Below are 15087 nucleotides of genomic sequence, written 5' to 3'. Positions count from 1 at the left end.
CGGGGCGATAGGGTTACCCTGCCCGGGCCGGGTGGACTCGTACGGGTGGGGAGTGACATGGAACAGATAACGATGCACAGCAGGGCGAGGGTCCCCGCGATCACCTGCGGGAGCAGCGCGACCAGTTCGCGGCTGGACCGACATCTCTCGGTACTGGCGGGTCCCGCCATTCCGCAGCGCGAGACGCTCGAGGCGACCTCGCTCATGCGCGAACTGACGGCCCGTGAGCCCGTACGGGACGCCGGCTCGAGGACGGTGCGGGCACGGGTGAGCCGCGTCTCGCTCTTCGCCCCCCTGCGTCGCCTGCGCCGCTCGCTCTTCGGCGGGCACAAGCACTGACCGTCCGGCCCGCCCGCCCCTGCTGAGTCCCGCGCTCAGGCGGTCACACCGTCCCGGCGCAGCACTGCGATCTCCTCGTCCGTCATCCCCACGGCACGCAGCACTGCTTCGGTGTGCTCCCCGAGCGCGGGCACGTCCCCCATCTGCGCCTCCGTCCCGCCCGGCAGTGTGATCGGGGGCAGCAGCGCCCGCAGCGGCCCGACCGGCGTCCCCACCTCCCGCCACCGTTCGCGGGCCGCCAGCTGCGGATGCTCCGCGACCTCGGTCAGATCTCTCAGGCGGGCGCAGGCGATGCCGGCGCCCTCCAGCCGCGCCACCGCCTGGTCGGCGCCCAGCGCGCCGAGCGCCTCCGCCACCAGCGCGTCCGTGTCCTCCCGGTGCGCCACCCGTGCCGCGTTCGTCGCATACGCCGGATCGGCGCCCAACTCGGGTCGGCCGAGCACCTGTTCGGCCAGCCGCCGCCACTCCCGGTCGTTCTGCACCGACAGCAGCACCCGTCCGCCGTCCGCCGTCGGGTAGGCGTCGTAGGGCGCGATCACCGCGTGCGCGAGACCGGTGCGCCGCGGCGGGACGCCTCCGTGCATCGCGTGGTGGAGCGGGTGGCCCATCCACTCCGCCAGCGACTCCAGCATCGACACCTCCACCGGGCCGCCTCGCCCGGTCGTGCCCCGCCGCACCAGCGCGGCCAGCACACCGGAGAAGGCGTACATGCCCGCCGCGATGTCCGCCGCCGGGATGCCCGCCTTGACCGGCTGCCCGGGCGTCCCGGTGACCGACACCAGTTCCGCCTCGCACTGCACGAGCATGTCGTAGGCCCGTTTGTCCGCGTAGGGGCCGCCGGCGCCGTACCCGGAGACGTCGACCGCCACCAGTCGCGGGTGCGCCGCGCACAGGGTGGCCGCGTCCAGGCCCAGCCGGGCCGCGGCCCCCTGTGCGAGGTTCTGCACGAACACGTCCGCCCCGGCGATCAGCCGGCGCACCACGGCCAGGCCGCGCGGATCCTTCAGGTCCAGCGCGATCGACTCCTTGCCGCGGTTGCACCACACGAAGTGCGAGGCGAGTCCGCCGGCGGCCGTGTCGTAGCCGCGCGCGAAGTCCCCGCCGTCGATCCGCTCGACCTTGATCACCCGGGCGCCGAGATCGGCGAGCTGACGGGTGGCGAAGGGCGCCGCGACGGCCTGCTCGACGGCGACGACGACGAGGCCCTCGAGGGGCAGGGGCTCGGGACGGGGCAGGCACGGGGCCTCGACCTCGGACTGAGGCTGGGTCTGGGGGCGGGACTTGTGCTGGGGCGGCTGGTCCATGGGGTGGATCATGACGTCCGGCCGCCCGGTCTGTCATGCGGGAGCCCCGTCCCGGCCGGGCGTCGCGGGCCGGTGCGCCTTTCCGGTCCCGCACTAGAGGAGGGCGAACTGGCCCTCCGGTCCCTCCTCGTGGTGGTCGAGGACCGTCGCCGGGTGACGTGCCGCGTCGGGGACGGGCAGGACGCCCGCCGCGTGCAGCTCCGCCGCGGTGACCGTGTCCGGGTCGGCCGCGGCCGGCTCGGCCCGCCGCGTGCCCGCTTCCGCGAGCAGCGCCAGCACCGTGATCAGCTCCAGCAGCTCGGAGGTCCACGTCTGCTGCCAGGCCGCCGGGCGGATCGCGGCCAGCGTCCCCGGCTCGGCCTCCTGGGCCGTCCGCGCGGCGAACCACTGTTCCAGGACCCGGACCCCGGGCTCCGACTCGGCGTCCCACGCCTCGGGCGGGACGGGCGAGACCCGGCCCTCGTCCAGCCGGAGCGTCTCCTCGTCGCGGTCGTACCGCAGGGTGAGCGGGCGGGCCGGGATCGGGGCGCGGACGTAGGGCCGGCGGCCGCCGGGCAGTTTGGGCCGCTCGCCGTGCCGTCTCAGCAGCCACAGCGCGCGCCGGCCCGACTCGACGCCGTGCGCCCACAGTTCCCGGTCCCGGGTGAGCGGCACGGTGAGATCGGGGCGGACGGCGGCGAGGGTCCACGCCAGGAAGTCCACCGGATCGGGGGAGTGGCCCAGCCGGCGCAGCAGGTCGGGCAGGCCGGGCGCCAGGTTCGGCTCCGCGCCGCCCGGCCGCCGGTACAGCGGCCGGATCCGGCCCCGCCGCAGCAGGGGCAGCACGGAGGTCGCCAGCAGGGGCCGTGTCGCCGTCTGCGGCGTCTCCACCACGAACACCTGCGCGTCGTCCGCGACCCGCCACAGCTCCGGCCGGGCGCTGTCCAGGAGACGGTGATCGGGGATGAGCCACTGCTCGTCGAAGGGCGCCGCCAGCACCCGTACGGGCTCGGGGCAGGGGCCGGAGGCGCGGGCCAGCCGTTCGGTGCCGCCCGACCGGCCGGGCAGCTGTCCGACCGCCGTGTGCAGGGTGCGCGAGCGCGTCGGCTCGAACAGGGCCTCGCGCTCGGGGCCCTCGGCCTTCAGCAGGGCGTCCCAGCGGGCCTTGAGGCACGCCGGATCGGGCGATGCCGGCCATCCCCGGCCGAGCCGCGGCGGTGCGACGGACCACGGCATGAGGTCCGCCAGCGGCGGGGCGTCGTCGGGCGTCACGCTGGGCATGTTACGACGGCCCGGCCGCGTCGCGGTCACGTCGCGTCGAGGGTGACCGTGAAGGAGAAACGGTCCCCGCGGTAGTGGATGACGGCCGCGTCCAGGGCCCGGCCGTCGGTGTCGTAGGTGACGCCCGTGTAGTGCAGGATCGGGCTCAGCAGCGGGACCCGGAGCAACTGCGCGGTCTCCGGGTCCGCGAGCCGCGCCTCGACCGTGTCGGTGATGCGGCCGATGTCCACGCCGACGACGTCCCGCAGCACCTTCGTCATCGGCCAGCGGACCAGATCGGCCGGATCGATGCGGGCGGCGAGCTCGGGACGGACGTAGTTGCGGGCGTGGTTGGTGGGCTCGCCCGTGTCCTCGTCGCTGCGCAGGCGGTGGTACGTGCCCACCTCCGCGAGGTCCGGGAAGTGCTCGGCGACCTCGGCGGGGACGGCCGCCCGGCCGTGGTCCAGCAGCTCGGTCGCCATCCCGGACTGCTGGGCCACGATCGCGTCGACCGAGCCCAGCAGCCGGACCGGGGTCCCCCGGCGCGCCGTGGGCTCGATGAACGTGCCGCGGCGGCGGTGCCGGCTGATCAGCCCCTCGTCCTCGAGCTCCTTCAGGGCCTGCCGCATGGTCAGCACGCTCACTCCGTAGTGCCCGGCCAGCTGCTCCTCCGTCGGCAGCCGGAGGGGATCCCGGGGTGAGCGGCCGAGTATCGAGGCGCGCAACGACTGCGACACCTGGTACCAGAGCGGCAGCTTTCGGGTGAGGACGATCGAGTCCGGGGCGAAGGAGGTCACTGGCCTATCCGTACCGGTCGGGAACGTTCAGTGCAATGTGCCGTCGGGTGTTCCGGCGGACGGACGGAAGTGGCGCTCGAGGCCCTGCCACACGTCGTCGTAGCGCTGCTGCAGATGATCCGCCCGCGCCGCCTGCGGGGTGAGGACGAGCGGCCAGCGCGTCTCGAACATGAACGCCAGCCCGTCGTCGACCTTGTGCGGCTTCAGGTCGGCCGTGCTCGCGCGGTCGAACGTCTCCCGGTCCGGGCCGTGCGCCGACATCATGTTGTGCAGGGAGCCGCCGCCCGGCACGAAACCCCCCTTCCCGGCCGTCTTGGCGTCGTAGGCGCCCTCGATCAGGCCCATGTACTCGCTCATCACGTTGCGGTGGAAGTACGGCGGCCGGAAGGTGTCCTCGCCGACCAGCCAGCGCGGGGCGAAGACCACGAAATCCACGCCGGCCAGGCCGGGGGTGTCGGACGGGGACGTCAGCACGGTGAAGATCGACGGGTCCGGGTGGTCGTAGGAGACCGACCCGATGACGTTGAAGCGGCGCAGGTCGTACACGTACGGCACGAGGTTGCCGTGCCAGGCGACCACGTCGAGCGGGGAGTGGTCGTAGGTCGCGCTCCACAGGTGGCCGCAGAACTTGTTGACCACCTCGACCGGCCCCTCCACGTCCTCGTACGCGGCGACCGGCGCCCGGAAGTCGCGCGGGTTGGCGAGGCCGTTGGCGCCGATCGGCCCGAGGTCGGGGAGCCGGAAGGGGGCGCCGTAGTTCTCGCAGACGTAGCCGCGGGCCGTGTCGTCCAGCAGGTCGACGCGGAAGCGGACCCCGCGCGGGATCAGCGCGACATGGCCGGGTTCGGCGTGCAGCAGTCCGAACTCCGTGCGCAGCAGCAGGCCGCCGTGCTCGGGGACGATCAGCAGCTCGCCGTCGGCGTTCCCGAAGACGCGGTCCATGTCCGCGTTCGCGTGGTAGAGGTGCACGGCCATGCCGCTGCGCTGGGCGGCGTCCCCGTTGCCGCCGACGGTCCACAGACCCGCGAGGAAGTCGGTGCCCCCGGGCGGCTCGGGCAGCGGGTCCCAGCGCAGCCGGTTCGGATCGGCGACGGTCTGGGTGAAGGGCCCGGTGCGCAGCGCCCCGTCGGGGGCCCGGGTGAAGGCCGGGTGCGCGGCCGACGGGCGGATCCGGTACAGCCAGGAGCGGCGGTTGTGGGCGCGCGGCTCGGTGAACGCCGTTCCGCTGAGCTGCTCGGCGTACAGGCCGAGGGGGGCGCGCTGGGGCGAGTTGCGGCCGTCGGGCAGGGCTCCGGGGACGGCCTCCGAGGCGTGTTCGTTGCCGAACCCGCAGAGGTGGGCCAGCCCCTCGGCCGTCTTGCGTGCGTCCCCGCTGCTCATCATGGCTCCCTTGCCGGCTGATTCCTATGCATCACCGTAGGATTGCGGTTTCCCGGATGCAAGAGGTCCGCCGGTCCTCCTCTCGGAGGACGATCACGGCACGGCCGGAACCAGACTTCAGGGGGATCCGTGGGCGCGAGCCGGTGCTCTAGTGTCCGGACCATGTCGTGGACGCGCCCCCTCCCCGCCGCGCTCGCGGTCTGTGTCCTGTTGGTGACCGGATCCGCGGGCTGCGCCTCCGGTGACGCGCGCGGACAGGGAACCGCGGCGTCGCCCTCGCCCGTCGGCAAGGTCCTGGACCACACGGACGACGACGGGCGCCACTACCGGCAGGTGGCGAGGAAAGGGGCTCCCGAGGTCGGTGTGGAGGTCCAGCCGGACGGCTCCGGCGGCTGGGACGTGCGGCTGAAGCTGGCCAACTTCCGGTTCTCGCCGGCGGGAGCACCGCAGCGGGCCGTCACCGGACGCGGCCTCGCCCGGCTCTACGTCGACGACCTGCCGGTCGCCGACCTGCGCACCCTGGCGTACCGCATCCCGGCCGGCTATCTCCCGCACGGCACCCATCACGTCACCGCCCGTCTGTACGCGGACGACGCGACGGTCTGGGCGGTGGAGGGCAAGCCGGTGGAGGCGACGGCCGACGTCACGGCGTCGGAGTCGTCGGCCGTGTCCTCCGCCCCGCCCGGCGGGCTTCCGGCAGGGTCGCCGAGCGGGACGCCGACGGGGTCGCCGTCCCCCTGAGCGTGGTTGAGTGCATCAGGCATGTTTCTTCGTACCCAGAGGTGAGGTTCACTCGGCCGCCGCGGAAAGGCATCATGAAGTCCGTGCCCCAAGCGACATCGCTCCGTCGTGCGCCCGTGCAGCGGCGCAGCGCCGAACGGCTGACCAGGATTCTCGACGCCTGCGCCGACCTGCTGGACGAGGTCGGCTACGACGCCCTGAGCACCCGCGCCGTCGCGGAGCGCGCCGGCGTCCCCATCGGCTCCGTCTACCGCTTCTTCGGCAACAAGCGGCAGATGGCGGACGCGCTCGCGCAGCGCAATCTCGAGCACTACTCCGAGCGCGTCACCGAGCGCCTGCGCGGAGCCCGGCCGGGCGACTGGCGGACCGCGATGGACGCCGTGCTCGACGAGTACCTCGCCATGAAGCGCACCGCGCCCGGCTTCTCCCTGGTCGACTTCGGCAACCAGATCCCGGTCGGCGCGCGGCACGCCGAGCCCAACCACCGGGTCGCCGACCGCCTCACCGAGCTGCTCGCCGGCCACCTCGGGCGCGAACCGGACGACGATCTGCGCCGGGTGTTCCTGATCGCCGTGGAGGCCGCGGACACCCTCGTCCACCTCGCCTTCCGGGTGGACCCGGAGGGGGACGCGAAGGTGATCGACGAGACCCGCGAGCTGTTGCGGGCGTATCTGGCGCGCGTGCTGGACTGACCCGCCCGCCCGGGGGCCGCCCCCGGGTGCGTGGGGACGACGCTTTCCGCCCGGCCCTCCCCAGAAGGCATACCGCTCGGTATGCTCGGCCGGGACGAGGCAACGCCGCCCCCAGGAGGACCCGTGTCCCGCACCGCCCTGCGAATCTGCCCCCTGTGCGAGGCCACCTGCGGGCTCACGCTGACCATCGAGGGAACGCGGGTCACCGGCGCCCGCGGCGACCGGGAGGACGTGTTCAGCAAGGGCTTCATCTGCCCCAAGGGCGCCGCCTTCGGGGCCGTCGACGGCGACCCCGACCGGCTCCGCTCGCCCCTCGTCCGCCGTGACGGCGAACTGCGCGAGGCCACCTGGGAGGAGGCCTTCGACGCGGTGGCCGCCGGGATCCGGCCCGTCGTCGAGCGGCACGGCCCGAACGCCGTCGGCGTCGTCCTCGGCAACCCCAACGTGCACACCGTGGCCGGCGGTCTCTACCCGCCGCTGCTGGTCGGCGGGCTGGGCACCCGCAGTCTGTTCACCGCCTCCACGGTCGACCAGATGCCCAAGCACGTCTCCAGCGGACTCCTCTTCGGCGACGCCCATGCGATCCCCGTCCCGGACCTCGACCGCACCGACCACCTCCTCCTCATCGGCGCCAACCCCCTGGAGTCCAACGGGAGTCTGTGCACCGCCCCCGACTTCCCCGGCAAGCTCAAGGCGCTCAAGGCCCGCGGCGGCACCCTCACGGTGATCGACCCGCGCCGCACCCGCACCGCGAAACTCGCCGACCGCCACATCGAGATCCGGCCCGGCGCCGACGCGCTGCTCCTCGCGGCCATGGCGCACGTGCTGTTCGAGGAAGACCTGGTGCACCTCGGGGACTTGACCCCGCATGTCGAAGGAGTCGCCGAACTCCGCGAGGCGGTAAGGGACTTCACCCCCGAGGCGGTGGCCCCCGCGTGCGACGTCGACGCCGGGGTCGTGCGCACGCTCGCACGGGAGCTCGCCGCCGCCCCGACCGCCGCCGTGTACGGCCGCATCGGCAGCTGCACGGTCCCGTTCGGCACCCTCGGCAGCTGGCTCGTCGACGTCCTCAACATTCTCACCGGCAACCTGGACCGGCCCGGCGGCGCTCTCTTCCCACAGGCCGCCACCGACCGCACGCCCCGCCCCGCCGGCCCCGGCCGCGGCTTCCGGCTCGGCCGCTGGCACTCCCGGGTCGGCAGGCACCCGGAGGCCAAGGGCGAACTGCCGCTCTCGGCGCTGGCCGAGGAGATCGACACCGTCACCGAGGAGGGCGAGCCGATCCGTGCGCTGGTGGTGGTGGCCGCCAACCCCGTGCTGTCCGCGCCCGACGGCGACCGGCTCGACAAGGCGCTGGAGTCGCTCGACTTCATGGTCAGCGTCGACCCCTACCTGAACGAGACCGCACGCCACGCCGACGTCGTCCTGCCGCCGCCCCCGCCCTCCCAGAGCCCGCACCACGACTTCGCCTTCAATACCCTGGCCGTGCGCAACCAGGTCCGCTACTCCCGCCCCGCCGTCCCGCTGGAGCCCGGCCGGATGGCCGAGACGGAGATCCTCGCCCGGCTGACGCTGGCGGTGACCGGCATGCACGGCGCCGACCCTTCGGCCGTGGACGAGCTGGTCGTCGGCCAGACCCTCGGCAAGGCCGTCGAGGAGCCGCACTCGCCCGTGCACGGCCGTGCCCCGCAGGAGCTCGCCGCGCAGCTCACCGGGGAGAGCGGCCCCGAGCGACGGCTCGACATGATGCTCCGCCTCGGCCCCTACGGCGACGGCTTCGGCGCCCGCCCGGACGGGCTGAGCCTCGCCCGGCTCCTCGAGAGTCCGCACGGCATCGACCTCGGACCGCTGCGTCCGCGCCTGCCGCAGCCGCTGAAGACGGTCTCCGGCCGGATCGAGCTGCTGCCGGCGCCGATCGCCGACGATCTCCCGCGGCTGCGCGAGTCCCTGGAACGCAGGCCGGACGGGCTCGTGCTGGTCGGCCGCCGCCATCTGCGGTCCAACAACAGCTGGATGCACAACGTCCCCGCCCTCACCGGCGGCACCAACCGCTGCACGCTGCAGATCCACCCCGAGGACGCCGAACGGCTGGGCGTGCGCGACGGCGCGCCGGTGCGGGTGACGGGCGGCGGAGGAGGAGTCACCGCGCCGGCCGAGGTCACCGACGGCGTGCGGCGGGGCGTCGTCAGCCTGCCGCACGGCTGGGGCCACGACCGTCCGGGCACCCGCCTCGGCCATGCCGCCGCCGACCCCGGAGTCAACGTCAACCAGTTGCTCGACGGCAGTCTCCTCGACCCCCTGTCGGGCAACGCGGTCCTCAACGGAGTGCCGGTCGAAGTGGCCGCGATCCCGGCGCTCTGACCTGAGCAAAGCTGTGACCTGGAGTTTTGCGCTTATTGCTCGCATGTCAACGTCTTGTTAACGCTGTTCGAACGGACCTAACGTCAACGCACCGCCGACCCCCAGGTGGGATGTTCAAGGGCGAACGTTAGGTATCCATTCATGTTGACCATCCTCGGCTTCGCGATGATCGCGACCTTCCTGGTCCTGATCATGCTGAAGAAGATGTCGCCGATCGCGGCGCTCGTCTTGATCCCGGCACTGTTCTGCGTCTTCGTCGGGAAGGGCGCCAAGCTCGGTGACTACGTCATCGACGGCGTCACCGGCCTCGCCCCCACAGCGGCGATGCTCATGTTCGCGATCGTCTACTTCGGTGTGATGATCGACGTCGGCCTGTTCGACCCGATCGTCCGGGGCATCCTGAAGTTCTGCAAGGCCGACCCGCTCCGCATCGTCGTCGGCACCGCGCTGCTCGCCGCGATCGTCTCCCTCGACGGCGACGGCTCCACCACCTTCATGATCACCGTCTCGGCGATGTACCCGCTGTACAAGCGCCTGAAGATGAGCCTGGTCGTGATGACCGGAGTGGCCGCCATGGCCAACGGCGTGATGAACACGCTGCCCTGGGGCGGCCCCACCGCCCGCGCCGCCACCGCGCTCAAGGTCGACGCCAGCGACATCTTCGTGCCGATGATCCCGGCGCTCGCCGTGGGCCTCGTCTTCGTCGTCGCCCTCTCCTACGTCCTCGGCCGTCGCGAGCGGGCCCGGCTCGGCGTGCTGACCCTGGACGACGTGCTGGTGGCGGAGAAGGCCGAGCAGACCGAGACGGTGCTCGTGGGGGCGGGCGGTTCCGGCGCCGGCTCCGGCAAGGCGGCCGCCCCGGCCGGCGGCTCCGGCGCCGCGGCCCTCGACGGCCCCGGCGAGGGCGACGCCGAAGGCGAGGACGACGACGGCTTCCAGGGCCTCGACCCGCACCGCGCCACCCTGCGCCCCCGGCTGTACTGGTTCAACGCGCTGCTCACGGTCGCGCTGCTGACCGCCATGATCATGGAGTACCTGCCGATCCCGGTGCTGTTCCTGCTCGGCGCCGCGCTCGCGCTCACCGTCAACTACCCGCACATCCCGGACCAGAAGGCCCGGCTCGCCGCCCACGCCGACAACGTCCTCAACGTCTCCGGCATGGTCTTCGCGGCCGCCGTCTTCACCGGCGTCCTCCAGGGCACCGGCATGGTCGACCACATGGCCACCTGGATGGTGGACGTCATCCCCGAGGGCATGGGCCCGCACATGGCCCTCGTCACCGGCGTGCTGAGCCTCCCGCTCACCTACTTCATGTCGAACGACGGCTTCTACTTCGGCGTCCTGCCGGTCCTCGCCGAGGCGGGCGCGGCGCACGGCGTCACCCCGCTGGAGATGGCCCGCGCCTCGCTCGTCGGCCAGCCCCTGCACATGTCGAGCCCGCTGGTCCCGGCCGTCTACGTCCTCGTCGGCATGGCCAGGGTCGAGTTCGGCGACCACACCCGCTTCGTGGTCAAGTGGGCCGTCCTGACCTGCCTGACGATTCTCGGCGCGGGCATCCTGTTCGGCATCATCTGACAATCCGGTGGAGGAACGTGTGAGGCCCGGCAGGAATCGCGGCTGGCTGCTCCGTCTCGTCATCGCCTTCGGCTTCGCGCAGGGGGCGGTGTCGATGGCGCGGCCCGCCGTCTCCTACCGGGCCCTCGCGCTGGGCGCCGACGAGGGGGCCGTCGGCGTCGTCGCGGGCGTCTACGCGCTGCTGCCGCTCCTCGCCGCCGTCCCGCTCGGCCGGCGCACCGACCACGGCCGGTGCGCCCCCCTGCTGCCGGTCGGCGTGGCCCTGATATCCGGCGGCTGCGTGCTCAGCGGGCTCGCCGCCTCGCTGTGGACGATGGCCCTGTGGAGCGGAGTGATGGGCCTCGGGCACCTGTGCTTCGTGATCGGAGCCCAGTCGCTCGTCGCCCGGCAGTCCGCGCCGCGCGAACAGGACCGCAACTTCGGCCACTTCACCATCGGCGCCTCCCTCGGCCAGCTGGTCGGCCCGGTGGCGGCCGGTGCGCTGATCGACCGTGCCGACATGGCGGGCAGCAGCGCGCTCGCCCTGCTCGTGGCGGGTGCGGGCTGCGCCGTCGCGTTCACGTCGCTGTGGCGCATCGAGCACCGCGACCCCGAGCCCGACTCCCGCGCCGGGCAAGGGGATCGGGTCCCCGTCCGGCGCATCCTGCGGGCCCGGGGCGTGCCCGGCGGCATCCTCATCAGCTGCTCCGTGCTGTCCGCGACCGACATCCTCACCGCCTACCTGCCGGTGGTCGGCGAGCACCGCGGCATCGCGCCGTCCGTCGTCGGGGTCCTGCTCAGCGCCCGCGCGGCCGCCTCCATCGCCTGCCGGCTCGTCCTCACCCCGCTGCTGCGGCTGCTCGGACGGACCGCGCTGCTCACGGTGACCTGTCTGCTGGCGGCGCTGCTCTGCGCCGGCATCGCGCTGCCGGCCCCGGTCTGGGGGCTGGGCGTGATCCTCGCGCTGCTCGGCTTCTGTCTGGGCGTCGGGCAGCCGTTGTCCATGACGACGGTCGTCCGGGCCGCGCCGGACGGCGCCCGTTCCACCGCGCTCGCGCTGCGCCTCACGGGCAACCGGCTCGGCCAGGTCGCCGCGCCGGCCGCCGCGGGCCTGGTGGCCGGGCTCGCGGGCGTGGCCGCGCCGTTCGCGATGCTGGGGGCGCTGCTGCTGCTCTCTTCGGGGGTGGCCCTCAGGTCGCCTCGGGAGGTCCGCGGCGTGGAGGGGGCGGGGGCGGACCCGTCCGCCGGTCGCCGGCCGGGGTCGGGGTTGCGCCGGTCGAGCGACGTCTGACGGCGCGTCGGGCGGCGGTCCCACCGTCGGGGCCGCCGATGTGAAAGAGAGTCAGATGCAAGAGCGATTTGTATGAAAATCGTCCTGACTCGGAGGAATGCGCATGTCCAGCTCGACGCTCCCGCCCGCCTTCGGCGCCCGCCTCGGCGCCACGGCTCTCACGGTGCTCGCCGCGGCGGGGTTCACCGCCCTCGCGGCACCGTCGGCCGTGGCCGTCGGGGAGGCCGGCGACATCAGGATCCACCGTGAGCACGTGCCCCCGGGCGTCTCGAAGGACGACCCGGTGGCCTGCCGGTTCTACCTCGACGCCGCCAACTTCGGCGAACTGCCGGCCGTCACCTACACCATCAAGGCGCGGCCCCCCGTCACCGGCACGGCCACCGTGACCGGCACCATCACCCTCACCAACGGCGCCGGCCACACCGACACCCTGGGACTGGCCGAGGGCTCGTACACGCTCGAGTGGGTCCTTCCCGCCGGGACGCCCCCGCCCACCACGAAGGTCTTCAAGATCCACTGCGATGAGGGCCGGCGCGGCGGGAACGAGGGCCCGAACCGCCCGATCACGGACGACGGCCGGGAGTTCGGGGCCGCGAACGGCCAGGGCGGTGGGGGCCAGAACGGCACCGCGCAGGCCGCCGACGGCCGGGAGAGCGGGGGCCGGGAGAGCGGGGGCCGGGAGAGCGGCGGCCGTGAAGGCGGCGCCCAGGGCGGCGGCGCCTGGAACGGCGAGAAGGGCGGCCCCGAGGGCGGCGTCCACGCGGGCGGCGGCGGTCTCGCCGACACCTCGCAGGCCTTCACCCCGCTGGCCGCCACCGCGGCCGTCGGCCTGGTGGCCGTCGGCGGGGTCGCCTACTTCCGTCTGACCCGCCGGCGCAACCATGGTGCCGCGTAGGCGCGGACGCAGGCCCTGGCACCGGACCCGTCTCTTCCGTCTCACCAGGACGACCGTGCTCGCGGTCGTCCTGGTGACGGCGGCAGTCCGGTGCGGGGGGCACGACGCCCCGGGCGCGCCGCCCGGGGGCGGGCGGACGACGGCCCACGGGTCCGTCGAGGGCCGGACCTCGGCGGGCGGCTCCGCGGAAGAGGGCGGGAAGGGACCGGAGAGCGCCGGACCGCCGCCCCGCCCGCTGCCCCGGTCCCCGGCGACCGTCCTGCGGGTGCCGTCCCTCGGCATCGACGCGCCGATCGTCCCGTTGCGGCTCGACCCCGACCGGCACCTCGGGACGCCGCCCCTCGACGAGCCCAAGCTCGTCGGCTGGTACGCGGGCGGCCCCACCCCGGGCGAGCGGGGCGCCGCCATCGCGGTCGGACACCGTGACACCAAGACCGGTCCCGCGGTCTTCGCCGGCCTCGCGCGCGTGGCCCGGGGCACCAGGATCGAGGCCCGGCGCGCCGACGGCCGCACCGCCGTCTACACCGTGGACCGGGTCCGGGTCTTCGACAAGGACACCTTCCCCGACAAGGAGGTGTACGGCCCGACCCGCCGGCCCGAGCTGCGCGTGCTCACCTGCGGCGGCCTCTTCCGGCGTGCGACCGGGTACACGAGCAACGTCGTCGTCTTCGCCCACCTGACGGCGACCCGCTGATCCGGCGCAGGGACGCCCCACCGTCCCCGCCCGGCCCCGGGACCGTGCGGAACCAGGCAGTCCGCGCAGTCGCCCGCCGGGAGCCCCCGTCCCGTCGCCCTCACCCTCCCCGCCGCGCACGGTCCGTAGGCTGCCGCGACGCGGCAGCGGCCTCGCGTTCGGCCCGCCCGAGCGGGGCGGGACCGCGGAACCGGTTGTGCATCGCGCCCGGCGAGTCCCCCGTGCCGCCCGGTCCAGGGGCCGCGGGCAGGTCCCGGCCGGCACGGTGACCGATCGGCTCGCCCCCGGACCGGCCGCGGACGCGGGCGAGTGGCCGGACGTCGTTCCCATGCTCCTCTGGCGCCGAAAAACTAACGACGCTAGTTTAGGTCGCGGACGACGAGGACCGCCCGGAGGGAACGCGATGAAGGCACACGACGGCATCTACCTGGACGGCGTGTGGCGCCCGGCCGCGGGCCAGGACGTCATCGAGGTCGTCGACCCGGTGGACGAGCAGGTGATCGCCCGCGTCCCGGCGGGCGTGGCCGCCGACGTCGACGCAGCGGTGCGCGCCGCCCGCGCCGCCCTCCCCGGCTGGGCCGCGACTCCGCCCGCCGAGCGAGCCGCCCGGCTGGGCGCCCTCCGGGACGTCCTCGCGGCCCGCAAGGACGAGATCGCCGAGACGGTCACCGCCGAACTCGGCTCACCGCTCGCCTTCTCCCAGGCGGTCCACGCGGCGGTGCCGATCGCGGTCGCCGCCTCCTACGCGGAGCTGGCCGCGACCCACTCCTTCGAGGAACGGGTCGGCAACTCCACGGTCCTGCACGAGCCGGTCGGTGTGGTCGGCGCGATCACCCCCTGGAACTACCCGCTGCACCAGATCGTCGCCAAGGTCGCCCCGGCCCTCGCCGCGGGCTGCACCGTGGTCCTCAAGCCCGCCGAGGACACCCCGCTGACCGCCCAGCTGTTCGCCGAGGCGGTCCACGAGGCGGGCGTCCCGGCCGGGGTCTTCAACCTGGTCACCGGTCTCGGCCCGGTGGCCGGCCAGGCCCTCGCCGAACACCCCGGCGTCGACCTCGTGTCCTTCACCGGCTCCACGGCCGTGGGGAAACGGATCGCGGCGACGGCGGGCGCGGCCGTCAAGAAGGTCGCCCTCGAACTCGGCGGCAAGTCCGCCAACGTCATCCTGCCGAGCGCCGACCTCGCCCGCGCGGTGAACGTCGGCGTCGCCAACGTGATGTCCAACTCCGGCCAGACGTGCAGCGCCTGGACCCGGATGCTCGTCCACCGCGACCGGTACGAGGAGGCCGTCTCGCTCGCCGCCGCCGCGGCGGCCAAGTACGGCGACCGCATCGGCCCCGTCGTGAGCGCCCGGCAGCGCGACCGCGTGCGCGGATACATCGAGCGGGGCGTGGCCGAGGGGGCGACGCTGGTCACCGGCGGCCCCGAAGCCCCCCGCGAGCAGGGCTACTTCGTCAGCCCCACGGTCTTCTCCGACGTCACCCCCGACATGACGATCGCCCAGGAGGAGATCTTCGGCCCGGTGCTGTCCGTCCTGCGCTACGAGGACGAGGACGACGCCCTGCGGATCGCCAACGACACGGTCTACGGGCTCGCCGGCGCGGTCTGGGCCGGCGACGAGGCGGAGGCGGTGGCCTTCGCCCGCCGCATGGACACCGGCCAGGTCGACATCAACGGCGGCCGGTTCAACCCGCTCGCCCCCTTCGGCGGCTACAAACAGTCGGGCGTCGGGCGCGAGCTCGGCGCGCACGGGCTGACCGAGTACCTCCAGACCAAGTCCCTGCAGTTCTGAGGAGTCCG

At 73.9% G+C, this 15087-nt stretch carries 13 protein-coding genes; 9 read left to right on the top strand and 4 right to left on the bottom strand.

The annotated features are described in order from the left end of the window. Positions 1-57 precede the first annotated feature (57 nt). A complete protein-coding gene (locus ACH4ZA_RS17115) occupies positions 58-339 on the top strand; it encodes a hypothetical protein (protein WP_319279411.1) in 282 nt (93 codons plus the stop codon). Between the two features lie 35 nt (positions 340-374). Here ACH4ZA_RS17115 and ACH4ZA_RS17110 read toward each other — a convergent pair whose 3' ends face one another. The 4 genes from ACH4ZA_RS17110 to hmgA form a co-directional block, all read right to left on the bottom strand. Beyond that, on the bottom strand, positions 375-1643 hold the full coding sequence (locus ACH4ZA_RS17110) for a CaiB/BaiF CoA transferase family protein (RefSeq protein ID WP_398430138.1): 1269 nt from the start codon (positions 1641-1643) through the stop codon (positions 375-377). A 93-nt stretch (positions 1644-1736) separates the two neighbouring features. Further along, positions 1737-2903: a type ISP restriction/modification enzyme gene (locus ACH4ZA_RS17105; protein WP_319279413.1), complete on the bottom strand. Its 1167-nt coding sequence runs from the start codon at positions 2901-2903 to the stop codon at positions 1737-1739. A gap of 26 nt (positions 2904-2929) precedes the next feature. After that, positions 2930-3679 (bottom strand): GntR family transcriptional regulator, encoded by a 750-nt coding sequence (locus ACH4ZA_RS17100; protein WP_319279414.1) that lies wholly within the window; start codon positions 3677-3679, stop codon positions 2930-2932. Positions 3680-3706: 27 nt separating this feature from the next. Beyond that, positions 3707-5059, bottom strand: coding sequence for a homogentisate 1,2-dioxygenase (gene hmgA, locus ACH4ZA_RS17095; protein WP_319279463.1), 1353 nt, complete (start codon positions 5057-5059; stop codon positions 3707-3709). 162 nt (positions 5060-5221) lie between these two features. Here hmgA and ACH4ZA_RS17090 point away from each other — a divergent pair, with 162 nt between their 5' ends. The 8 genes from ACH4ZA_RS17090 (at position 5222) to ACH4ZA_RS17055 (ending at position 15079) form a co-directional block, all read left to right on the top strand. Further along, positions 5222-5800 (top strand): hypothetical protein, encoded by a 579-nt coding sequence (locus ACH4ZA_RS17090; protein WP_319279415.1) that lies wholly within the window; start codon positions 5222-5224, stop codon positions 5798-5800. 74 nt (positions 5801-5874) lie between these two features. Beyond that, positions 5875-6492 (top strand): TetR family transcriptional regulator, encoded by a 618-nt coding sequence (locus tag ACH4ZA_RS17085; RefSeq protein WP_398430135.1) that lies wholly within the window; start codon positions 5875-5877, stop codon positions 6490-6492. A gap of 123 nt (positions 6493-6615) precedes the next feature. Beyond that, positions 6616-8853, top strand: coding sequence for a molybdopterin oxidoreductase family protein (locus ACH4ZA_RS17080; RefSeq protein WP_398430133.1), 2238 nt, complete (start codon positions 6616-6618; stop codon positions 8851-8853). Between the two features lie 141 nt (positions 8854-8994). Continuing rightward, positions 8995-10428 (top strand): CitMHS family transporter, encoded by a 1434-nt coding sequence (locus tag ACH4ZA_RS17075; RefSeq protein ID WP_398430132.1) that lies wholly within the window; start codon positions 8995-8997, stop codon positions 10426-10428. Positions 10429-10447: 19 nt separating this feature from the next. Continuing rightward, on the top strand, positions 10448-11698 hold the full coding sequence (locus ACH4ZA_RS17070; protein ID WP_398430130.1) for an MFS transporter: 1251 nt from the start codon (positions 10448-10450) through the stop codon (positions 11696-11698). Between the two features lie 103 nt (positions 11699-11801). Further along, positions 11802-12593 carry a hypothetical protein gene (locus ACH4ZA_RS17065; protein ID WP_319279421.1) on the top strand — a complete coding sequence of 264 codons (792 nt, stop codon included), beginning with the start codon at positions 11802-11804 and terminating at the stop codon, positions 12591-12593. A 55-nt stretch (positions 12594-12648) separates the two neighbouring features. Next, positions 12649-13287: a class F sortase gene (locus ACH4ZA_RS17060; RefSeq protein ID WP_398430128.1), complete on the top strand. Its 639-nt coding sequence runs from the start codon at positions 12649-12651 to the stop codon at positions 13285-13287. Between the two features lie 403 nt (positions 13288-13690). Further along, positions 13691-15079, top strand: a complete 1389-nt coding sequence (locus ACH4ZA_RS17055; RefSeq protein WP_398430126.1) for an aldehyde dehydrogenase family protein — start codon at positions 13691-13693, stop codon at positions 15077-15079. The last annotated feature ends 8 nt before the right edge of the window (positions 15080-15087 follow it).

It is taken from the genome of Streptomyces sp. NPDC020597 (assembly GCF_044335095.1).
Taxonomy (GTDB): domain Bacteria; phylum Actinomycetota; class Actinomycetes; order Streptomycetales; family Streptomycetaceae; genus Streptomyces.
The sequence above is the reverse complement of the archived record's forward strand: the minus strand, read 5'-3'. Positions and strand labels throughout refer to the sequence as shown.

What these genes read in the sequence shown, in the direction of transcription:
- ACH4ZA_RS17115 (WP_319279411.1), top strand. Translation starts at nt 58, where the DNA reads ATGGAACAGATAACGATGCACAGCAGGGCGAGGGTCCCCGCGATCACC.
- ACH4ZA_RS17110 (WP_398430138.1), bottom strand. Translation starts at nt 1,643, where the DNA reads ATGGACCAGCCGCCCCAGCACAAGTCCCGCCCCCAGACCCAGCCTCAG.
- ACH4ZA_RS17105 (WP_319279413.1), bottom strand. Translation starts at nt 2,903, where the DNA reads ATGCCCAGCGTGACGCCCGACGACGCCCCGCCGCTGGCGGACCTCATG.
- hmgA (WP_319279463.1), bottom strand. Translation starts at nt 5,059, where the DNA reads ATGAGCAGCGGGGACGCACGCAAGACGGCCGAGGGGCTGGCCCACCTC.
- ACH4ZA_RS17090 (WP_319279415.1), top strand. Translation starts at nt 5,222, where the DNA reads ATGTCGTGGACGCGCCCCCTCCCCGCCGCGCTCGCGGTCTGTGTCCTG.
- ACH4ZA_RS17085 (WP_398430135.1), top strand. Translation starts at nt 5,875, where the DNA reads ATGAAGTCCGTGCCCCAAGCGACATCGCTCCGTCGTGCGCCCGTGCAG.
- ACH4ZA_RS17075 (WP_398430132.1), top strand. Translation starts at nt 8,995, where the DNA reads ATGTTGACCATCCTCGGCTTCGCGATGATCGCGACCTTCCTGGTCCTG.
- ACH4ZA_RS17065 (WP_319279421.1), top strand. Translation starts at nt 11,802, where the DNA reads ATGTCCAGCTCGACGCTCCCGCCCGCCTTCGGCGCCCGCCTCGGCGCC.
- ACH4ZA_RS17055 (WP_398430126.1), top strand. Translation starts at nt 13,691, where the DNA reads ATGAAGGCACACGACGGCATCTACCTGGACGGCGTGTGGCGCCCGGCC.